This window comes from Rhizobium sp. R693, assembly GCF_002211315.1.
In the GTDB taxonomy this organism is placed as follows: domain Bacteria; phylum Pseudomonadota; class Alphaproteobacteria; order Rhizobiales; family Rhizobiaceae; genus Rhizobium.
Map to the genome: position 1 here is coordinate 104767 of NZ_LOKY01000046.1, position 22607 is coordinate 127373.

Annotated in this window: 13 protein-coding genes and 2 pseudogenes; 8 read left to right on the forward strand and 7 right to left on the reverse strand. The window is 58.2% G+C overall.

What is annotated here, in order from left to right; translation table 11 throughout:
* Window positions 1-175 precede the first annotated feature (175 nt).
* Entirely contained in the window at window positions 176-5653 is a 5478-nt protein-coding gene (locus ATY79_RS25165) for an alpha-2-macroglobulin family protein (RefSeq protein WP_088705230.1), read from the forward strand.
* A complete protein-coding gene (gene pbpC / locus ATY79_RS25170; RefSeq protein WP_088705231.1) occupies window positions 5650-7731 on the forward strand; it encodes a penicillin-binding protein 1C in 2082 nt (693 codons plus the stop codon). Before ATY79_RS25165 ends, pbpC begins: the two co-directional genes overlap by 4 nt.
* 594 nt (window positions 7732-8325) lie before the next feature.
* Here the strand turns inward: pbpC and ATY79_RS25175 are convergent.
* Both ATY79_RS25175 and ATY79_RS25180 read right to left on the reverse strand, forming a co-directional pair.
* Entirely contained in the window at window positions 8326-10797 is a 2472-nt protein-coding gene (locus ATY79_RS25175) for a glycosyl hydrolase family 28-related protein (protein WP_088705232.1), read from the reverse strand.
* 229 nt (window positions 10798-11026) lie between these two features.
* Window positions 11027-12160 carry an MraY family glycosyltransferase gene (locus ATY79_RS25180; protein ID WP_088705233.1) on the reverse strand — a complete coding sequence of 378 codons (1134 nt, stop codon included), beginning with the start codon at window positions 12158-12160 and terminating at the stop codon, window positions 11027-11029.
* Window positions 12161-12353: 193 nt separating this feature from the next.
* On the opposite strand from ATY79_RS25180, the gene ATY79_RS25185 reads away from it, so the two are divergent.
* Window positions 12354-12839, forward strand: a complete 486-nt coding sequence (locus ATY79_RS25185) for an alpha-hydroxy-acid oxidizing protein (RefSeq protein ID WP_245312456.1) — start codon at window positions 12354-12356, stop codon at window positions 12837-12839.
* A gap of 106 nt (window positions 12840-12945) precedes the next feature.
* On the opposite strand, the gene ATY79_RS25190 is transcribed toward ATY79_RS25185, so the two are convergent.
* Window positions 12946-14145 carry a glycosyltransferase family 4 protein gene (locus tag ATY79_RS25190; protein ID WP_088705235.1) on the reverse strand — a complete coding sequence of 400 codons (1200 nt, stop codon included), beginning with the start codon at window positions 14143-14145 and terminating at the stop codon, window positions 12946-12948.
* A gap of 581 nt (window positions 14146-14726) precedes the next feature.
* On the opposite strand from ATY79_RS25190, the gene ATY79_RS25195 reads away from it, so the two are divergent.
* Complete coding sequence (locus ATY79_RS25195; RefSeq protein WP_014342035.1) at window positions 14727-14960, forward strand: DUF6429 family protein; 234 nt, start codon at window positions 14727-14729, stop codon at window positions 14958-14960.
* Here the strand turns inward: ATY79_RS25195 and ATY79_RS25200 are convergent.
* The 3 genes and pseudogenes from ATY79_RS25200 to ATY79_RS25210 all read right to left on the reverse strand — a co-directional run bounded on the left by ATY79_RS25200 (window position 14941) and on the right by ATY79_RS25210 (window position 17463).
* Window positions 14941-16618 (reverse strand): annotated as a pseudogene (locus tag ATY79_RS25200) (IS66 family transposase). The gene ATY79_RS25195 and the pseudogene ATY79_RS25200 overlap by 20 nt on opposite strands.
* Before the next feature lie 45 nt (window positions 16619-16663).
* The gene (gene tnpB, locus ATY79_RS25205) at window positions 16664-17002 is read right to left on the reverse strand and encodes an IS66 family insertion sequence element accessory protein TnpB (protein WP_080579326.1); all 339 of its coding nucleotides are present in this window, start codon (window positions 17000-17002) and stop codon (window positions 16664-16666) included.
* Between the two features lie 11 nt (window positions 17003-17013).
* Complete coding sequence (locus ATY79_RS25210; protein WP_088705236.1) at window positions 17014-17463, reverse strand: transposase; 450 nt, start codon at window positions 17461-17463, stop codon at window positions 17014-17016.
* Window positions 17464-17923: 460 nt separating this feature from the next.
* Here ATY79_RS25210 and ATY79_RS25215 point away from each other — a divergent pair, with 460 nt between their 5' ends.
* The 4 genes and pseudogenes from ATY79_RS25215 to ATY79_RS25230 all read left to right on the forward strand — a co-directional run bounded on the left by ATY79_RS25215 (window position 17924) and on the right by ATY79_RS25230 (window position 21823).
* Window positions 17924-18667 (forward strand): response regulator transcription factor, encoded by a 744-nt coding sequence (locus ATY79_RS25215; protein ID WP_245312444.1) that lies wholly within the window; start codon window positions 17924-17926, stop codon window positions 18665-18667.
* Window positions 18668-18916: 249 nt separating this feature from the next.
* Window positions 18917-19285 (forward strand): annotated as a pseudogene (locus tag ATY79_RS25220) (glutamate-1-semialdehyde 2,1-aminomutase); the annotation flags it as partial.
* Window positions 19286-19429: 144 nt separating this feature from the next.
* The gene (locus ATY79_RS25225) at window positions 19430-20479 is read left to right on the forward strand and encodes an NAD-dependent epimerase/dehydratase family protein (protein WP_088705413.1); all 1050 of its coding nucleotides are present in this window, start codon (window positions 19430-19432) and stop codon (window positions 20477-20479) included.
* Window positions 20480-20488: 9 nt separating this feature from the next.
* Entirely contained in the window at window positions 20489-21823 is a 1335-nt protein-coding gene (locus ATY79_RS25230) for a DUF4910 domain-containing protein (protein ID WP_088705239.1), read from the forward strand.
* On the opposite strand, the gene rfbC is transcribed toward ATY79_RS25230, so the two are convergent.
* Window positions 21820-22362: a dTDP-4-dehydrorhamnose 3,5-epimerase gene (gene rfbC, locus ATY79_RS25235; protein ID WP_088705240.1), complete on the reverse strand. Its 543-nt coding sequence runs from the start codon at window positions 22360-22362 to the stop codon at window positions 21820-21822. The two genes, ATY79_RS25230 and rfbC, sit on opposite strands and share 4 nt — an antisense overlap.
* Window positions 22363-22607: the final 245 nt, after the last annotated feature.

Genomic DNA, 22607 nt, shown 5'->3' on the forward strand with positions numbered 1-22607 from the left:
CGATTGTACACGCTCCTCCACCAAACAAATCAAAAGCCGGCACCTCACGCCCATGTAGGCCCGCCGCGGCCGCCCTTTGGCTCATTCCGAAACAGCGCTTTGGTCGAGTTGACAACCGGTTGTGGAGTGCGGAGAGTGCACCCCCGGACCAGCGCCAGCACCTTTGGGGGACTTAATGTCTGTACGCGCGTTTTTTGCCATCGCTGCAGTTGCTCTCGCGTCGATCACCGCAAGCCTTCCGGCATTTGCGGCGGACACGAAACGCGAAATCCAGACAATCCAGGACGCGGACTACTTCGGCTTCGATTTGCGGACCGAACAGAACCTTACGTTGGATCAGTGCAAAGCTTCCTGCATCGGCGACAGGTCCTGCAAGGCCTTCACCTACAATCCGAAGGTGAAGTGGTGCTTCCTGAAGTCCGACTTCAGGACGATGAACGCATTCCCGGGCGCCATCGCTGGAAAGATCGTCGAGACCGCCGCCCAAAAGCAGGAGCCGGATATCGGCGCCGCTCCCCGCTTGAGCTTCCTGTCGGGCGATGTGATCCAACAGGCGCGCGACGACAAAGCCAATCTCGAAGTGGCCGACGATCAGCAGGGCCAGAGCGCCGACAGCCTGATTGCCAACGGCCGCCTCGACCTGACGGCAGGCAATGCGATCGACGCGGTGAAGTCTTTGCGCAGTGCACTGGCGCTTTCCCCCGACAATGCCGACCTTTGGCTGGAAACGGCGCGCGCCGGCGACAGCTTCGCCAAGACCGACGACAATAATGGCAGCGAGATCTACGGACAGGCGGTACTGGCCGCCGTCAATGGCTATGACTTGACACGGACAACCTCTGCCCGTGCCGAGGCGCTTTCCGTACTTGCCGCCGCACTCGACAAGAACACCAACTATCGCGCTGCCCTCAACGCCTACAAGGCAAGCCTGGCGCTGGTGAATTCCAAGGAGGTCCAGGCGGCCTTCCTGCAGCTGAAATCGACGCAAGGGTTTCGCGTCACCGAGCATACTGTCGACGCTGACAATGCAAGTCCGCGCGCCTGCGCGACGTTCTCCGAACCTCTCATCAAGACCCTGGACTATACGCCTTTCGTGACGCTGAACGGTGCTGCGCCCAAAGCGCTCGAAACCAAGGACAAGCAGGTCTGCATCGAAGGACTGACCCACGGCGAAAATTACAAGATCAGCTTCCGCACCGGCCTGCCCTCCTCGGTCGACGAGGTCCTCGAGGCTCCGGTCAACCTTGACATCTACGTCAAGGATCGTACGGCCAGCGTGCGCTTCACCGGCGACAGCTTCGTGTTGCCTTCGACCGCGCGACGCGGGATCCCGATCGTTTCCGTCAACATGACATCGGCCAACCTCAAGCTTTACCGTATCGGTGACCGTGGCATCGCACCGCTTTTGACGAGCTCGCAGTTCCTGACCCAGCTCGATGGCTACAGCGCACAGCGGATTGAAGACGAGAGTGGCGAACTGGTCTGGCAAGGCGCAATCGATATCGCCAACGATCTGAACAAGGACGTCGTCACGAGCTTCCCGGTGGACGAGGCACTGCCAGAGCGTAAACCGGGCGTCTATGTATTGACGGCAACGGCACAGAACGCCCCGGACCAGGACTGGAACGCCCAGGCAACGCAATGGTTTGTCGTTTCTGATATCGGGATTACGACGTATGCGGGTACCGATGGCCTCAACGTGTTCACCCGCTCGCTTGCCTCGGCAAAGCCGATTGCTGGCATTGAGCTGCAGCTTCTGGCGAAAAACAATGAAGTGCTTGCAACTGCAACGACGGATGAGAACGGGCGGGCGACGTTCACCGCCGGCCTGATGCGTGCAACGGCTGCCCTGGCGCCCGCTGTAATGACCGCCAGGAAAGGCGATGCTGACTACGTGTTCCTCGATATGACGCGCGCTGGCTTTGATCTGTCCGATCGCGGCGTCACCGGTCGTGCCTCGCCTGGTGCCATCGATGTTTTGAGCTGGACGGAGCGTGGCATCTACCGCGCCGGCGAAACGGTTCATGCGGCTGCCCTTGCCCGCGATAGCGATGGCAAGGCCATCGAGAACCTGCCGCTGACCTTCATCTTCCTGCGTCCCGATGGTGTCGAGGACCGTCGGATCGTCAGTCAGACCAGCAATGTCGGGGGCTATGCCATCGACCTGCCCGTTCAGGAAAACGCCATGCGCGGCACCTGGACGATGAACATCCACACAGATCCTAAGGGTTCGCCAATCGCGACCAAGACCTTCCTCGTCGATGACTTCGTGCCCGATCGCACCGACATGGAGATCAAGACGGAAGCCAAGGTCATCGGCCCTGAAACGGCCGCGACAATCAACATCAGCGGCAAGTATCTTTATGGGGCGCCGGCGGCCGGACTGTCACTTGAGGGCGATGTCGTCATCAAGCCGACGCGCCAGGCAGACGCCTTCCCCGGCTATGTTTTCGGCCTCGCCGACGAGGAAGCAAGCGAAGACACACGCCAGACGATCGAAGGCCTCCCCGAACTTGACGAGAATGGCGAAGCTGTCACGGAGTTGACTGTCGGTGATCTGCCGGCGACGACGCAGCTTCTCAATGCCACCGTCTATATCCGCATGCAGGAAGCCGGCGGTCGCGCCATCGAGCGTTCGCTCGTCCTTCCCGTCAAGAACCAGGGTCCGATGATCGGTATCAAGCCGGAATTCTCTGGCGACCTTGGCGAGAATTCGATCGCCAACTTCACTGTCATCGGCGTTGATGCTGGCGGGGAAAAGCAGGTGATGGGCGGCCTTCGCTGGAAGCTCTCTAAACTGGACCGCGATTACCAATGGTATCGCGACGGCACCGCCTGGAAATACGAGCCGATCTACACCGCCAAGCAGGTTGCCAATGGCAATGTCGACGCGTCCCTCGATGGAGCGAAGATATCATCTCCCGTCGCGTGGGGACGCTACCGCCTCGAAGTCGAAAGCACGGAGACCGACGGCCCTGCTTCGAGCGTGGAATTCGATGCGGGTTGGTTCGTCCAGGCAAAATCGACCGAGACCCCTGACGGGCTTGAGGTCGCGCTGGACAAGGACAGCTACAAGATCGGCGAGACAGCCAAGCTGAAGGTCTCGTCGCGCTATGCAGGTGAATTGATGATCGCAGCCGGCACGGAAAATCTCGTCGCCGTCCAGAACGCGTCCATTGGCGAGAACGGCGGTGAAGTCGAAATTCCCGTCACCTCCGACTGGGGTGCCGGTGCCTACGTTACTGCCACCTTGTTTCGCCCCGGTGACGCGCAGGACAGCCACATGCCGATGCGTGCCATCGGCGTGAAATGGCTGAAAGTCGACCCGGCAGAGCGTGCATTGCGCGTTGCGATCAACGCGCCGGAGAAGATGCTGCCGCGCGCACCGCTGCCGATAACGCTTGCCGTTGCCGGTGCGGGCGCCAACGAGGACGCTTTTGTGACCGTTGCTGCGGTCGACGTCGGCATTCTCAACCTGACCCGCTATGAAACGCCAAGCCCGGAAGACTGGTATTTCGGCCAGCGCCAGCTCGGTCTCGAAATTCGAGACCTTTACGGACGGCTGATCGACGGTTCGCTCGGCGCCACCGGCAAGCTTAGGACCGGCGGTGACGGCGGTGCCGTGGCGCTTCAGGCAAGCCCGCCGACGCAAAAGCTCGTCGCCTTCTTCTCCGGCCCCGTGAAACTTGACGCTGAGGGCAAGGCAAACGTCAGCTTCGACATCCCGCAGTTCAACGGGACAGCCCGCGTCATGGCGTTCGCCTGGTCGAAGGCCGGAGTTGGCCATGCGACGAAGGATGTCATCATACGCGATCCGGTCGTCGTGACGGCGAGCCTGCCGCGCTTCCTCACACCTGGAGACAGGTCCGAGCTTCGCCTCGATATCGCCAATACCGACGCGCCAGCTGGCGACTTTATGCTGACCGTTGCCGGCAACGAGGCGGTGGGGGTCAACCACACGTCGCAGACGATCCGTCTTGAGGCCGGCGCGAAAACTGCCCTGAGGCTCGCCGTCACCGGCAAGCAGCCGGGCAATGGCAGCGTTTCGATCAAGCTTTCTGATGCGGCTGGCCTGTCGCTCGATCAGACGGTCGACGTCCCTGTCCGACCGGCGGTTTTGCCGATGACCGAACGCCGCGTGCTGGCTCTCAATCCAGCAACCAAGCTTACTGTCGACAAGGCATTGCTGGCAGACAGCATACTGCCAGGCGCCTCCGTCAGCGTCAGCGTCACGCGTTCGGCCGCCTTCGACATTCCAGCTCTGCTGATGTCACTTGATCGCTACCCGTTTGGCTGCGCCGAGCAGACGACGAGCCGTGCCCTGCCTCTGCTCTATCTGAGCGAGCTTGCCAGGCAGGCTGGCCTGGAAGATGACGCCGACGTCAAGAAACGCATTCAGGACGCAATCTACCGGGTGCTCTCCTATCAGGCCTCGGCGGGAAGTTTTGGCCTCTGGGGGCCTGATAGCGGAGATCTCTGGCTCGATTCCTATGTCACCGATTTCCTGACGCGTGCCCGCGAACAGAAATATGACGTACCGGATCGCGCTTTTGCGCAGGCGTTGGAAAACCTTCAAAATGCGCTGAGCTACGACGTCAATGTCAAGGATCAGGGCGACCAGATCGCCTATGCGCTCTACGTTCTCGCCCGCAACAAGAAAGCGGCGATCAGCGACCTTCGCTACTATGCCGATACGATGATCAACGACTTCCCGACGCCGCTTGCCAAGGCCCATATCGCGGCGGCACTGGCGCTTTACGGCGATGCGACGCGGTCGAAGAACATCTTCGTCGATGCCTTGCAGATGTCGGAACAGTCGATGGTGACGCGCGTCAATCTTTCGAGAACGGACTACGGCTCGATCCTGCGCGACGGTGCCGCAATCCTTGCTCTTGCCGCAGAAAGCCGCCCCGTCCCGCCCGTGGTTTCTGAACTCGCAAAAGCTGTCGCCAAGGAATGGAACCACAGCAAATACACGAGTACGCAGGAACAGGCCTGGATGCTGCTTGCTGCGCGAGCCATCCAGGGCGGCGACGATTCGATCAAGATCGACATCAACGGCGCGCTGCACAACGGTGCTTATATGGCCAAGATGACCGGGGATGCCTTGATGGGCAATGCGCTGACGCTCACCAACCAGACGAGCGAGCCCGTCTCGGCAGTCGTCACGACGGTTGCCGCCCCCGTCGTGCCACTGCCCGCCGGTGGGGACGGCTTTGCCATCGAGCGCACCTACTACACCCTGGATGGCGAAGAGGCGAATGTGACCGAGGCCATGCAGAACGAACGCTATGTCGTCGTCCTGCACATCACCGAAAGCAACAACTGGCCATCGCGCATCGTTGTGACGGATCTGCTGCCGGCCGGCTTCCAGATCGACAATCCAAGTCTGGTCGACAGCGCGCAGCTGACCAACTTCGATTGGATCGGCGAGGTGACCGCCGCCCACACCGAATTTCGCAATGACCGCTTCGTGGCCGCATTCAACCGCTCGGCGGACGACAATCGCGAAATCAACGTCGCCTATGTCGTACGCGCCGTCACACCGGGCACCTATGATCATCCGGCAGCCGTCGTCGAGGACATGTATCGACCGCAGCTTTCTGCGCGCACGGCGACCGGCAAGATGGAGGTCACCGCAGCGCCGAAATGACAGCCAAGAAGACGCTCGCGATCGCAGGCCTCGCCGGCATCCTCATTGCCGGCGTCGGGCTTGTCTTGGTCGACGCTGCCGACCGGGCCTATCCGCCGCCACTCGACAGGGCGGACACCGTCTCTGCGGAGGTGCGCGACACGGACGGCCAGTTGCTGCGCGCCTTTGCAACGCCTGAGGGTCTCTGGCGTCTGAAGACCACAGCGGCCGATGTCGATCCACAATTCCTCAGGATGCTTGTCGCTTACGAGGACCGGCGGTTCTACACCCATGCCGGCGTCGATCTGCAGGCGATAGGCCGTGCCGCCATCCAACTCGTCACCAACGGCCACATCGTTTCTGGCGCATCGACGCTGTCGATGCAGGTCGCGCGGCTGATCGAACCGCGCCAGGGCCGCTCGCTGTCGGCCAAGCTCCTGCAGATGGCGCGCGCCCTCCAGATTGAACGACGGCTCTCCAAGGAGCAAATCCTTGATCTATACCTGACGCACGCGCCCTATGGCGGCAATCTCGAAGGTGTGCGGGCTGCAAGCCTTGCCTATTTCGGAAAAGAGCCGCGGCGGTTGACTGTCGCTGAGGCCGCTCTCCTTGTGGCGCTACCGCAGCTACCGGAAAAGCGGCGCCCGGACCGCAATCTCGCGACGGCCGAGGCAGCGCGCAAACGTGTGCTGGAACGCGCAGCCGTCGCCGAGACTGTCGGTGAGGGTGAGGCGGCACGTGCCGAAATCGTGCCGGTGCCGTCTCGGCGCATGCAGCTTCCGGCGCTCGCCGCGCACGTGGCCGAAGCGGCGCGACGCAAGGATTTAAAAGCGCTGCAATCCCAGACGACCTTAAAGAAGCAGGTGCAGGAAGGGTTGGAAGCCGTTGCCCGCGCCTCCGCCCTGAAACTCGGCCCGAAGCTGTCGATCGCCATGGTCATGGCCGATGCACAGACCGGTGAGATCGTCGGCGAAGTTGGCTCGGCCGACTACTTCGACGCCAGCCGTTCAGGCTGGATCGACATGACGCGTGCCAGGCGTTCGCCTGGCTCGACGCTGAAGCCGTTCATTTATGGCCTTGCATTTGAGGAAGGCCTGGTGAGCCAGGAGACGATCATCGAAGATCGTCCGGCCGATTTCTTCGGATACCGGCCACGAAATTTCGACATGAGCTATCAGGGCGACGTTACCGTGCGGGAAGCTCTGCAACTGTCCCTGAACGTGCCGGCCGTCAAGCTGCTCGATGCCGTCAATCCGGCCAAGCTGCTCATCCGCTTTCGCCGTGCGCAAGTGCGTCCACTTTTGCCCCCGAACGAAACACCGGGGCTGGCAATCGGCTTGGGTGGCCTCGGCGTTACGCTGAGGGATCTGGTGCAACTCTACACAGCGCTCGCCAATCGGGGCCAGCCGGTGCGCATCGGTGATGGCGTCAACGACCAGCCTGGCAAGATCGATGGCGAGGGCATGCTTGATCCAGTGGCTGTCTGGAATGTCGCCGATATCCTCTCGGGCGTCATGCCACCCGCCGGCGCTCCCAGGCAAGGGATCGCCTACAAGACCGGCACGAGCTACGGCTATCGTGATGCCTGGTCCGTCGGCTACGATGGGCGCCATGTGCTCGGCGTCTGGGTAGGGCGTCCCGACAACGGCGCTGTGCCGGGACTGACGGGTTATGGCACCGCGGCACCTATCCTTTTTGAAGGGTTTGCAAAATCAGGGATCGCGACGACGCCGCTACCCCCTCCGCCATCGGGAGCAATACGGATCGCCCAGGCCGCGCTACCAATCAGTCAACGTCGTTTTGCCGTCAATTCAAGTGGCCTTTTGGCGACCTCCGGCCGCGAACCGGCGCCGCAGATCGTCTATCCCCCCGAGGGCGCGCATGTCGATCTTGGCGCCAAGAGCGGCGATCTTTCGCCGTTGACGCTGAAACTGCAGGGCGGACGCGCCCCCTTCCGCTGGCTTGCCAATGGCAAGCCATTGCCCGACATATCTCGGCGTCGCACCAACCAGTGGATGCCGGATGGCGGCGGCTACTCGAAACTCACCGTGATTGACGCCATAGGCCGGGCCACAAGTGTCGGCATTTTTGTCGAGTGACCACGTACAAGGAAAACTAAGCACAAAGGTCGCCGCTTGTCGCCTGGTCGAGACCCGTGGCCGCTCAGGCTGCTCCGAGCCGCTCAAAGGAACTAAGTCAGGCTCAATCCCGAACATGTCAACCAGCTACCGGGAACAGATTTCGTGCGCGGATCGTTTATCGGTTGCGATGGTGGTGTCGCCTTAATCTGAACATGGTACGGTGTGGACGGGCAGCGATCGTTAATCGGCAGCCGATAGGGTGATGTCGCGCCAGATTGTTATGGCAGCGGCACGGCGTGACAGTTTGAGCTTTCAACAGCTTACGGATCAGCTGAAGAACCGCCGCCTTCTTATTTCGGCGCCTTTGTAGAGGGCATCTCGAACATGGCCCTGGGCGTCCACGGCTCGCCAGTATTTCTTGCCTTAGATGGAACCGACCATCCAGTCGAGATGCCAATTGTCGGCAAAGCTGACTCGCCATCGTCACCGAATTTGACCGGCATATTTGCGACCAAACTTGGCGGCCCGCTCCGAGACGGTTTGGAATGAGACCTCAGTGCAGCAGGTCCACGACATGCCGGAGGCTGAGGGTCCGGCAAAGCTTCCACACGATCAATTGGGAAGAGACTTGGTAACTATTGGTCCGTCATTGCCTGACGCGAAATCCTTCCATGTCGAGCCGATATTCAGCCAACTATTCGAAGGGTGGAGGGTGACAAAGCCGATACTCCCGTCAACAGCGGCAGAGCCTCGATCAAAATCGTTCCCATGGAGAATGGTGTTCACCTTCATTGAATGACTGCCCGGTGCAGATTTGAACCGACCATCATAGGTCCATATCAGCTGGTAGGCGTCCACGAAGCCATAAGGGACGCTCTTGAAGCTGTTTCGTTCGAATACGGTGCCGTTGTAGTCAGAACCGTCGTGCGCCCAGGTCTCGTACTCGACGCCGATATGGGTGAGGTTTTCAAATCGGTTGTTGCGATAGACATTGCCAAGGCCACCCCAAATACCTGACTGACCTGTTTCCGCGAACGTCGTCCCCACATAGAGACCGCTGTTGCTGTCGCTGACAGTATTGTTTGAATATTGCAGGAAATACGGGGCAAGACCGCGCATCGAGTCGAGTGCGATCGTCATCATCCCATGCCGCATCCTGGAAATGCGATTGTTATCGACGATTGCGTCATAAACGTTCCCATAAAGCAGAACGCTCGTGGAATCGGAATCATGTTCGTTGTAGGTCGAGCGCCCGTCAAAATTGTTGTCGTAGATTGCGACCCTTGACGCGGTTGCCGCCAGTGCAAAGCGGCTTGTCCCATCAGGAATGACATTCCACGGAGCATCGAGCGTTACGGTTGAATCGGCGGAGGCAACGATATGCCGATGCTGACCGGCGCCCCTGCCCCCGACCACGACGAGGTCCTGGCCGCCTGGCATTACCTCACCCAAATCCGAGAGCGATCTGAAGAATACGGTATCTGCTGTTGCCGTCACAAAATCGCTTTTGATCTTGCTGCCGACCATTTCAAAGCAGATCTGTTCACCCTTGTTGCAATCGACCTTGTCGCAATCATGCGGCGCGGCGTTTCGCGACGTGTTGTTGCCCCAGTAGAGATTGCGCATACTTCCAAAATGCGCTTGGCCGACAAAAAAGCGGCCAATCCCGTGGCCGTCGTCCTGGCTCTCATCGGCATTTGAAAGCTCGTTGCCAACCATGGAAAAATCGCGCCCTCCCCACAAAGCCGCCACGGATTCACCATAGCCCGTCATCCGGAACTTATTGCCGGACAAGAAGACCTGCCTGCTGCTTCCGTAGAACGAGCCATTTTCCACCAACTCGGAGTCGCTTATGTAAAGACCTGAGGCGCCGTTGGCCTCCAGCGCCGCCACACCCCACGCATTGAGCCTGACGGAGGCGATCCGAAGATCCTTGGCCGAATATACCTGCATCAAGACGTGGTTACCGGTCTTGCGATTTGCGTTAAGTGTTAGCCCGTCGAATTGTACGTTTTCGCCGGCGATCTCAATCATGCTGTGGTCAATGCTATGATCAAGACGGATCTCCGTCATGTTCATGCCATTGCCAGCCCATCCAACATTACCGGGTACCGTCAGGAAAGAGGTTACAACGTAGGTTCCTGCGGGAAAATAAACGGTCGCGGGCGCAGCAGTCTTTGCCGCCTCCAGAGCGCGCTGCAATGCCGCCGTATCGTCAGTGGTCCCGTCGCCGGCAGCGCCGAAATTTTTCACGTTGAGCAAATTGCTTTTCTGGTCCGCCCACGGCGATCGCGTGAGAATATCAAGCTTCAGTGGACCGCTCCAGCCGAAGCGACCGCCATGGCTATTGTGTATCCAAATCTCATAGGAGCCGGGCGGCATGTTCGGAATCGGGAAGTCGACCTTAAAGGGGTTGACCGCGACCGGCTTGACATAGCTGCCGCTGCCACCCGGCGGCTTGATATATAGATAGGATAGCGACGTTCCGTTGCCGCGGGTAAGGTTGCGCCCATAGACGGAAATGAGAGTCCCAGGCGTTCCCTTGTTCGGCCCAAGCCACCACGCCTCAGTGCGATTGATGGCAATAGGCTGGCCGCGGTACCCATTCCTGTTGGGCCAGATGAGATACATCGACCATTCTGGCAGAGAGACGGGCAAAAGAACTGTCGCGGCAGTCTCATCGGCGCGCAGCGAGCTGACGGCGGTGATTTCCCCTTTAACCTCGGACGGCGCCTGGGAGAAGATCTCAAAATTCGACGAACGATCCAACTCCACGCCGGTCATCGAAACGATCTCATTGCGGTCTGCGGTCCTCGAGAACTCTGCAATCGCGGGCGACGGTCTGCTGAGGCGAAACAATGGAGGATTGAAAGGATCTGCTCCCTCGGGCAAGGGTGGTTCAGGAGTTGGAACAGGCATGCCGAAGTCACCCGGCCCCTCGGCTTCTTCCGCCGAGGAGGCGCCGCGTAACGCCGCGTCGTGCAAAGCGATCGTATCGCCGGTTCCACGTTGGGCAACTGCCACCCCGATCAGCGTCGAAGCGGCGACAAGCGCCGCAAGCACAACAGGCGTCAACGCTTTCATTATCATCCCTCCGGCGAGCTGGCACATTTTCCCTGTGCGGGAGAGGCGCAAAGTCGCTTGCGTTCGGTTCACAAGCGTGAGGCGCTACCTAGCCAATGCGCACCCCAAAAGGCTGAAGCGCTTATATCTTCAAAGCATCATTGAAGAGCGGCAGCTCGGCAATGGGTACACCGACAGCGTAACCCTCTCGCGCCAATGCGACGAACCAATCCATCGAACACCCGCAAGCTCAAACCTTCACATTCGTCTTGCGTGGCATAATGACGGCTTGTGGCTTGTCGCTCGCGGCAGCATCTCCGACTGAACCATGGCTTTTCGACAGGGCAATTCGCGGTCTGGCAATCGAGCGACTGGTGACCGCAACGAAAAGCACATGAACTCCAACCGGGATCACAAGACCGGCCATCATGACGATTTCCGGCACATCGGTGCGAACGCCGAGATAGCCGATGCCTCCGCAAACAGCAGATGCCACCAGTATGATATTGGTGGTCGCCATCGGCGTATAGCCGGCATCGAGAAGGAGATGGTGCAGGTGCCAGCGATCGGCTGACATTGGGCTGCGACCTGCCAGGACACGCCGGATCATCAAGCTTAGCGTATCTGTCACCGGAACGATAACGATCCACAAGAGCGCCATAAAAGGAGCCGGAGATTTGTCGGATGCGAGCAAGAGAATACCGTAAGCGATTGTCGCCCCAAGTGCCATGCTGCCAGCGTCACCGAGAAAGATGCTCGCGCGCGCGCGCCACGGGCTGCGCATATTGAAGATCAGAAAACCACAAAGGCCAGTTAGCAAGAGCTCGAATGGCAGTATCAGCTCGCCCATATCCTTCACTTCAGCGACCAGCATGAGCCATATCAATGCGACAACCGCCGCTCCGCCCGCCAGTCCATCGACGCCGTCTATCATATTCCACGAATTCATGAGACCGGCGATGAAGCAAAGCCCGACGACAACGATGAGAACCCCGGCCGAGGCTGCCACGCCCGGTGCAAATTCGGCAGACGAAATCTGCCCGATATTCAGTCCTCCGATCAAAATCGCCGCGACGACAAACTGCATAATGAGGCGCAGCGAGGCCGGTAGCGGGTGACGATCGTCAAGAGCACCAACCACGACGACGACAAACAGTCCGACCCAGAAATTCAGACCGAATGCATGCAGATGACCGCCTAGAAAGTTGACCAAAGCAAACGTCGTAAAGACCGCGATACCGCCGCACAACGGAACCGCACCGATGTGCCGTTTGCGGGCATCGGGAAGATCCACCAGAGCGAAGACGACTGAAGCTCTACGCAAGACGACGATAAGGGAAACGCATAATACGAAGATTGAGATATTGCTTATCACTACTTCCATATCAGATCCCTCAACCACGCCGAACACACGCCCAAGGCACTTGGACGGTGCACAATGTTTTGACGACGATATAAGAGGGACCCTGCACCGGCATATTCGCAAAATCGGTCTCCAGCCTTCACCTTATGGGTGAGGAGTTAGGTTTGGGCTTAGCTGGCTCATGCATAAGGAGAAGGGAGCTGCCCGCCCGAATATGCGCCTTGCATGGCAGGGCATCAGCCATCCCACGGTCGATCGGAACATTGGGGCAAACAATCCTAAAACGCGGGCACCCACACGCGACACGTGTGCCAATTGTTCTCAAGCGCCGTCACGCGCGATCTCAGAGAAGCGTGACCAACACAACTGGGAGCATCTTAAGCAGATCAAGCCGCTGGAAGGGACCCGCTTACTGGCAAAAGCATCGTGCGTGGTGACGATGCTGCACCGGCGGCGCTTGCCGGCGGCGATAGCATCATCGATTCCGAATATGGGAGCCGGCAGCCGGATGGTACGATATCGCCCCTGCGCGTGCTGCCAAAGGATTGCCGAGCCGGTCGGCGGCAGGATGACTGTTATGGTCGACGGTAGAATCCGCCGCGGAATTTACGTCTTGAAAGCACTTGCACTCGGAGCCGAGTTCGTCTTCGTCGGTCGCACTTTTCGCTATTCTGCGACAATCGGTGGCATGCGGCTGTGATAAAAGTCGCATCGATACTCGGCGAGCAGATAAGCCGCGATAACGCAGTTGGATGTCACCGGTTTCGATGAGCGCATCTTGCCGAACAGGACCGCAGCAAGACGGTCTACAGCCTCTCCCGCATGACGCGCAGCCAATTCTTCAATGGACCCGGAATATAGGTCCTCAGTCCAGGGCGCATACCTGGTGGCAAAGACCAGCCATCAAGATCAAGGGGGGGTGAAAGGCTGAGGTTATCGGCCCTGATCGATCCGATGACCTCGTAATATCGACGTGCCATCTCATCAGATGAAAACCTCTCGGCAACTTTTCGGCTCGCCGCGGCCGACATCCGAGCCAGCACGCTGCGATCGCGCTCGAGAGCGGCAATGAGCCGAATCGCCTGCCCATAACTGCCGACCGGGAAAAGCAGGCCATCCTGACCGTCATCGACGATCGTATCCGTAACGCCACGAATATTCGATACGACCGGGACGCATCCCGCGGCCATCGCTTCGATAATGGTCATCCCAAACCCCTCGAAACGCGAGGGCATAATGAGCACGTCGTGGTGCGCGGCCAGTTCGGGAACCTTGTGTGGGCTGACGGCCCCCTCATAGAAGACGCGCGCATTGTGTGCGGTGCTGAATCTCGCCTTCAATTTTGCAAGGTCCGGCCCGTCGCCAGCTATGGTCAGCGTAACAGTATTGGGCAAGCCCTGGAGGATGGATGGGAGCCACAGCACTCCTTTGGAAGCGTCTTCGATCCTGCCGAGGAAGAGCAAGCGCAAAGGAGATTGCGCTGACAGCTTGCTCTTGACGCGGGCAAACTTCGACCTGTCGAGCGCGTTCGGAATTGTGAACGTGGACTTGGGCGAAAAGCCGTGGCGGGCAATGAGATCACTGCGACAACGCTCCGACACGCCGACGGTCGCGTGGACATAATTGCGGATGGAAGTGGCAGCGGCATAGGTGCCGGGGGTAATGTTGTGTACGATCATGACGCGCAGAATGTCCTCGCGAAGATAGCGCGCGATATTCATCTCCATGCGATCGCCGAGTACATTAATGAAAACGCCGTCATAGCCCCGGCTTTCAATCGCCGCAGCAAGGCATCGAGCGCGGGTCCGCTCGTCAAGCGTATCGGGCATATTGAGAAGTGTCCCAAACGCCATCTCGTCGCGCAAGTCAGACGTCAGCGTCTGTTGCCCGTTGCTCTGCGCCAGCCAACAGACATCGATGCCAAATCCGGCCAGGCCATGCCTCAGTTGCTTGAAGACAGTGTATGTGCCGCCGATGTGTGGCAGAGCGAAATATGCAAACCTCACTGCATTCTCTTTCGAAAATCGCGCTATCATTCACCGCGCAATCGATTGCGATGTCAGAAACAATAGCCGCATTATCTTTGGGCGACAGCTGGATCGTCGGCGAAGAGCTTCCCCCCTTTGAGGGAAGCAGAATGCAGATGCCGTCCATACGGGCTAGACAACTATACGAAAGGCGACCTTCCCCATCTTGTCTTCGATCGCATTTCCATGTCGTGAAGAGGGGCTGCCGGCCTAGGTCCTGCGCCTGCCGGGGCAAGATTGATGTCCTGTGTCTTGCACGAGCAGTCTATACCGGCCCTCTACGATCACTTGATTATCCCCGAGTTGCCTGAGTTTTGAGCGAACCCCATTTTTGCGAACGAGGCGATGACGGAACGATTATGGTCTGGCGCTGCGTAGAATGGACGCCACAGAACCTGCGGAAGTGGATTTGACAGTCTTGAACGACGAAGTTTGCGCAAAAACCTATCCAAAATGCAGATCAATACTGAGCGTTTTGCTCTTTGTGAAATGAGGGATTCACGGTATCCATCCGAGCAGGGCCGCGGGATTTTGGGCGCTGCGCGTGGTAACGTCGGTTCATGGAGATCGATGAGGACAAGATCGACGACGCCGTTTTGGCGCTGTTATGGCTGACGCTGCATAACGAGCGTTGTGCCTGGAAGGGCTTCGACTGGGCAACGACGGATCGGCTTCACAAGAAGGGCATGATCGGCGACCCGGTCAACAAGTCGAAGTCATTGATCCTGACCGATGAAGGCTTGGAGCGTTCGGAAGCATTGTTCCGGGAGCTGTTTACGCGGCCGCCGCGATAGCCGTCGCTTTGTGTGCCTTCCATTGCCAAGGCAGTAGTTCGTGCAGGCGAGAGATGGGAAGATCGGCGATGCGGGCGAACACATCGGCGAGCCATGCCTTTGGGTCGACGTCGTTGAGACGGCAAGTCGTGATGACGGAGAGCATGATGGCGGCACGATCGGCCCCACGCTGGGAACCGGCGAAGGTCCAGTTTCGCCGCCCGAGTGCAATTCCTCTCAGCGCGCGCTCCGCCGCATTGTTCGTGAGACAAATCCGGCCATCGTCGAGGAAACGGGCAAACCCATCCCAACGCTTCAGCATGTAATCGATCGGCTCGATCACCTCGGACGATTTGCTGAGCGTGGCGCGCTCCCGTTTCAGCCACTCGTGCATGTCATCAAACAGCGGCTTACTCTTTTCCTGCCGCGCGGCCAACCGTTCTGCGGCGCTCAATCCATTGATCTCGCGTTCGATCTCAAACTCGCCTCGTACCGCTGGACGGCCTCCAGGGCGATCGGCGAGATCGGCTTGCCTTTGCGTTTGCGCTCGCGGGCATTTTTCTGGATGTCGGCAAGCTCAAAGAATTTGCGCCGCGCGTGCGCGTGACAAAAGGCGAAGGTGATCGGTACCGCTTTCTTTTCGGCGACACTGAGCGGCTCGAAGCCATTGTAGCAATCACTCTGCAGAATGCCGCCATACCCGGCCAGGTGCTTCTGCGGGTGCTCGCCGCGGCGGTCGCTCGACGCATAGTATATGGCCGCCGGCGCTGCCGCGCCGCCGTAGGGCCGGTCATCGCACACGTAGGTCCATATTCGCCCGGTCGTGCATTTGTCTTTGGCCTGGATGGGAATGGTGGTGTCATCGCCAAAAAGGCGCCCGGCCGCGAAGACATGCGCCTCGATCAGATCAAAGATCGGCAGGAGCGCGGCCGTTCCATACCCGACCTGGTCGGCCAGCGTCGAGGTCGAAAGCTCGATGCCCTCACATGAACCGGGGTGCTCTGGCGGTTGAGAGGGCTATGCATGCCGAACTTGTCGAAGAGGATCGTCGCCAGCAGATGAGGACCGATGAAGCCGCGCGGCGTGGCATGGAACGGCGCCGGCGACTGGCTGATCGCCTCGCAGTCACGGCAGGTAAATTTCTCCCGCACCGTCTCGATCACCTTGAACCGGCGCGGAACCTCCTCGAGCGTCTCCGTGACGTCCTCGCCCAGTTTCGACAGGCGCGACCCGCCGCAGCATGCGCAGGCGACTGGCGAATCGATCACCACGCGCTCACGCTCGATATCCTCCGGCCACGGCTTTCGGACCGGCCGTTTGCGCGTGAACGAACGCACGTTCGCGGTCTTGGCGGCAGCCGCCTGCGCCGCAAGCTCATCCTCCGTCGCCGCCATCACCAGCTCTTCGAGCTGCAATTCCATCTGGTCGATCAGGCGCGACGTGCGCTCGGAACGCTTTCCGCGCAGTTCACGCCTCAGCTTTTCGATCGCCAGTTCCAGACTGGCAATCAAGGCCTCACTGTCCGACAGCATGGCCTGCGCATTGGCGGCTTGCGCCACCGCAACGTCCCGCTCGCCGACAACGACATCACGTTCAGCCTGTAACATCTCACGCTCGGAAAGCAGCGCTAGATAGGCGCTCGCAAGGTCCGCAGGAAGATCCACAGGCTTCGAAGTCATGAAGCTATTCGATCAGATTCACTCAATATTTTCAATGCAATAATGCTATCCGACCCGCGTCGGACGCCAGGTTTCCTGCGGATTGCGCCAGTCGATCCCGGACAACAAATAAGACAATTGCGCCGGTGAGATCGCTACCGCGCCGCCCTCCATATTCGGCCAGATAAACCGGCCCTTCTCCAGCCGCCGGGTAAAAAGGCAGGCGCCCAGACCATCATGCCAGATGATCTTCAAAATATCCGATCTGCGACCCCTGAAGACGAAGAGATGCCCTGACAAGGGATCATGTTTCAGAACCTCCTGCACCCGAAGCGCCAGGGAGGGAAAGCCACAGCGCATGTCCGTATACCCCGTCGAAAGCCAGACCTTGACGCCTGTTCCCATCGGAAACGGGTTCACCGCAATGTCTCCAGGCCTTGGACAATCCGGAGCAGCGCTTCAACGTCGACATCGCAGTCCACGATCACACGGCGGCCATTGGCGCTGACAACCTCCATAAGCCCACCTTGTGCCATTGAAGGCTTGGTCGCCCTTGCAGCGACCGGCATGCCTGGCCCCGGGACCAACAGTGCAGGAACAAACCCTTCACTCCCCCGGCCATTGCCGAGCCGTCCCTCGCGAGCTGCTTTACGCCAACCGTTCAACTGAAAGCGTGTGATCCCATGTCGGCGAGCTGTTGCCGCGACCTGACGCGGGGCGGAATAGCTCTCCGCTACGATCGCAAGTTTGGCCTCGTTGCTGAAACGGCGACGCCGACCGCTATCGACAATCTCCATACGGCTGACTTGTGGCCGCTTCTCTATCGTTAAATCCACGATTCTCACACTGTCTATATTGACGTCCATATAGACAGAACATCCAGTTCGCCTCACTTCTCAGCAAGGCGGCCCTCCTCGGAGGCGTACGATTCACGCTCATTTACAATCGTTTTAATTCGCGTCAGTACTAGTATAATACATGGCACAAACGAGCTTAACTCAAATATAATGGGGCAAATTTCCAGATTTTTGACTGAATTTGCGAAATATATTTCACGTATATTAAATATTATATTAAATAATCACGCAGAATGGTGTTATAGGGATACGATCTCACTGTAATACACCCTCAGAAGTTCCAAAAACGCGGATAATGTAGGCATCGCAAGGGAGATCCGAAACCGGCTTCATGATGAAACCATACGGATGCGGGTCGACGGAACCCGTTAGTGCCTGACCGATCGCATTTGCAACTGCGTGTCGGGAAAATGGGAAGTGTGTTGCCAATCGCATCAAGGGTGGCGGCGTAAAAGTAGAGGAGACGCTAGTGTCTGTGGTGGTTAACGGAAATAACCCATTGCAACTTCACAAAACGGGTCGATACCATGTTATATCGCGCACAATCAAAGAATCGCTTTCGGCGGAGACCCACGCGAATACGCTCGCGATAATCGACGATCGCCCCCTGGACCGCGAATGTTTGGCCAAGAGTCTGATTGCCCACGGGCTCGATTTGGATGTAAGGCTCTTCGCCTCGATCAATGACTGGGTCAAATTGCCGGAGCACGACTTCGCAGGCATCTTGATCAACATTGGCCACAGCGAATTATCTGAGCGGAAGATGGTCGACGAGATCCGGCAACTGGCCGACCGGTTTCCGAATATCCCGGTCGTCATCCTTTCGAAAAATCACGATTTGAGACAGGTGCTGCTGGCCCTTGAAGCCGGCGTCAAAGGCTATATACCGTCGACAGTCGCGCTGCCCGTTTACGTCGAGGCGATCGGACTAGCTTTGGCGGGAGGGGTCTTTATCTCGGCGGAAAGTCTGACGGATCTGCATAAACTTGTTGCGAACGTTGAGCACAAGGAGCGTCAACGCGCCCAACTCTTCACACCTCGCGAAGAGGAGGTGATCGATGCACTTCGCCGAGGCAGGCCCAATAAGATCATCGCCTATGAACTCAATCTGCGCGAAAGCACAGTGAAGGTTCATGTCCGCAACATTATGAAGAAGCTTAATGCCAGCAACCGGACCGAGGTCATGTTCAAACTGGGCGACCTTTTCAACTGATTGCTGAGGATTGATTGTCCGCCTAGCATGGCGGCCCCGGACGGGCTTGCCCTTACACTTGTGCTCTGTGAGTGAAAGGATGGCCGAGGGGCAAAGCTCAGCCCCCCGCAAATGATACGATCTGCGATTTTCGGGGCATTTGCTTTCGCCTTTCTAAGCCTTTCGGCTAGCCCCCGAACGGCGGGAATGATCCGATGCGCCAATCTTGCCATACTAGCCCGACGTCAATTGAGCGGACCGAGGGCGCAGGTGAACTGCTTCATTCGTAATTTCGAAATATCCGACCATCTTCGCAAACGCGCCAAAGCGCCTATCCCCGACGCCGCCCATACCTCTGCGAAAGGCTACGATCAATATACCATCCTCTCCCCTGGCATTATGGCCGGCGGCAGCGGCTGCCATGTATGGGACGTCGATGACAACGAATACATCGAATATGGCATGGGCAATCGCGCTGTAGGGCTCGGGTATGCCTATACGCCGGTGCTGGACACGGTACGACGCGAACTTGAATTCGGCTGCAATTTCACACGCCCGTCGAAGATAGAGGTCGAATGCGCGACGGCGTCCCTTCAAACCGTCGCAACCGCGGACATGATTAAATTTGCAAAGGACGGTCGGAGCGGCTGATGCTGCAGGTTTGGGTGACGCCGCATTTAGCCCATTCATACTGCGGTCGATACCAATCCGCGCGATGAGCGCCACCAAGACGAAACGGCTATGTGCCCGGGCACAGGGCTCGAACTCAGAAAGGCAAAGACAATGAAGGTATTGGTCACCGGACATCGAGGCTACATCGGATCTGTCATGGTCACAATCCTGCGCAAGGCAGGCCATGAGGTTCATGGTTACGATTGCGAATTGTACCATCGCTGCCACTATGCACCCGGCGGCGATCTGCCCGCCGTGCCCGGTGTGAAAAAGGATGTGCGGGACATAAAGGCGTCGGATCTGAGGGGCTTCGACGCCGTCATCCATCTTGCCGCCCTTTCGAATGATCCGTTGAGCGACCTCAATCCGGAGATCACCTATGAAATCAATCACCGCGGCAGCGTGAGCGTTGCCAAAGCGGCCAAGCAGGCAGGAGTGAAGCGCTTTCTCTTCGCTTCGTCCTGCAGCAACTACGGTGCTGCAGGAGAAGGTCTCGTCGACGAAACCACGGAACTCAAACCCGTTTCCGCCTATGGAACATCGAAGGTTTTTGCCGAACGCGACATTGCGCATCTCGCCGACAATGATTTCTGTCCGACCTATATGCGCCCCGCAACCGCCTATGGCCTTTCGCCGATGCTGCGCTTCGACATCGTACTGAACAATCTGGTGGCCTGGGCCGTAACCGAAGGCCAGATCTTGCTCAAATCTGACGGCACACCCTGGCGGCCCATCATTCATATCGAGGACATTTCGCGGGCTTTCCTGGCCGCCCTGGAGGCACCTACTGCTGTCGTTCACAATCAGGCTTTCAACGTCGGCCAGGCAGCGCACAATTACCAGATCCGGGAGATTGCAGAAATCGTCGCCAAGACCGTCCCTGACTGCCATTTGGCGCTCGCCGCCGACGCCAGTCCGGATACACGCTCCTACCGGGTCGATTTCAGCAAGATCAACCGCCTTCTTCCGGCCTTCAAGCCGACCTGGGATGCGGCTGCCGGTGCCGCTCAACTTTACAACGCCTACACCAGCGCCGGCCTGACACTTGCTGAATTTGAAGGCCCCCGTTATCAGCGGATCGCCCAGCTCAAACAGCTCCTTGCCAATCACGAATTGGATGAAAATCTGCGCCCATCTGTTTCCGCCGCTGCGGCAGAATAGGTCTGCGGAATGGACTCTGCTCTGCCACCCCGACCCAACTACCCAGCAGACAGCAACGAGAGCATAGGTCCGGCGATCTACGCTCTCGCCAGCCGCCTTTTTCCGATCTGCCGCAGCATTACCGGCAGTGGTGTTCGTGAGACCATCAACATTCTGCGCGAATATGTCGATATCGAACTCCACGAGGTCGCGACAGGCACCCAAGTGTTTGACTGGGTCGTTCCACCCGAATGGAACATCAGGGATGCATATATAAAGGATGCAGCCGGCCGAAAAGTCGTCGATTTCGCTCGTTCAAACCTTCACGTCATGAGCTACAGCCGGAATGTTCGGAAGGTTATGCCACTCGGTGAGCTGAAGGACCATATCTACACGCTGCCGGCGCAACCTGACCTCGTTCCCTACAAGACGGCCTACTATATCGACGACTGGGCGTTTTGCATGTCGCACAACCAGTTCCTTGAATTGGCTGATGGCGATTACGAAGTCGCCATCGAGTCGACGAAAGCCGATGGGCATCTGTCTTATGGGGAGTATCTCCATCGAGGAACGAGTGGCAGGGAGGTTCTGCTATCCGCCCATGTTTGCCATCCATCGCTTGCCAACGACAATTGCTCGGGGCTGGCGGTATTGACCCACTTGGCTCAGCTGCTGCGGGGCAGGAACACGCGCTACAGCTACCGCTTTCTCTTTGCTCCAGGCACGATCGGATCGCTCACCTGGCTTTCCCGGAACGAAGATCGCCTCGGCAGCATCGACCATGGCCTGGTTGTATCCTGCATTGGCGACGGAGGCGGACCGATCTACAAGAAAAGCCGACGGGGAAACGCAATCATAGATCGCCTGATGGCACGGATATCCTGTGCTGAAAAGCCGATGACCGTTCAGGACTTTAGCCCTTACGGCTACGATGAGAGACAGTTTTGTTCGCCCGGCTTCAATATGCCGGTCGGGCTTTTGCAAAGAAGCGCTTTCGGAACCTTTGCGGAATACCATACATCAGCGGACAATCTTGATTTCATTCGCCCTGAACATCTTGCCTCATCATTCCAGATGCTGATCGATGTAATCGATGCGCTCGAGGGCAATTGGATTCCTCTCAATCTGTCCCCCAAAGGCGAACCACAGCTTGGCAAGCGCGGGCTCTTTGCGACGGTTGGCGGCCACAAGACCAACACTGCGCAAACAATGGCTTACCTATGGGTTCTGAACCTCGCCGATGGCAAGCATTCGCTGTTGCATATCGCCGAGCGTGCGAGCATGGCGTTTTCGAAGATTTCGGAGGCAGCTGTGAGGCTGAGGGATGCGGGGTTGCTTGCTGACCTCGGTCCCGCCGAAAATTAGACCGGATCGCCTATAGGCAGGAGCGGCCAGCTTTTATCCTTGTCAGACATGACGGTGGGATCTGCAGGCCAACTGACGCCCACGGCCGGGTCGTCGAAGCGTATGCCGCTGGCGGCAGTGGGCTCATATGGCGTCGATATCAGATAAGACACAACGGCATCATCGGTGAGTGATTGGAAGCCGTGGGCAAAACCCTTCGGAATATAGAACTGCGCGCGGTTTTCGCTGGAAAGCACTGCACCTGCCCACTCGAGGTAGGTTGGAGACCCTGGCCTTAGATCCACTGCGACATCCCATATTGCGCCCTGCGTGCAGGAGACAAGCTTGTCTTCTTCATGCGGCCTCTTCTGGAAATGAAGGCCGCGGATCGTATGCTTCTGGCGCGAATGCGAATAGCTGTGCTGGACAAAGTCCTCGATGAGCCCGTGTTGAGCGAACTCCTGCTTGCAGAAGGTTCGCGCAAACGAACCACGACTGTCCGTCGATGGAATGGGCTCGACGATCCAAAGGCCCTCGATTCTCATCTTGTTAAAACGCATCCGATCCTTCGCCAATTGCTGAAACGCAACCGATCATTGGCAATATCCCAACACTGCAGGATATCAACCGGACAGTACTTCAATATCAATCAAATGAGAACAATTATTTGAGGCTATATTAAAGAAACAATAGTATAAATTGAGAAAAACAAGATAATAATTCATACGGCTTTTGGACGATATCCGTATTGCGGTATCGTTTTAATTATTCCCCGCAGATACTTTGCCAACGATGACGGGCTCTC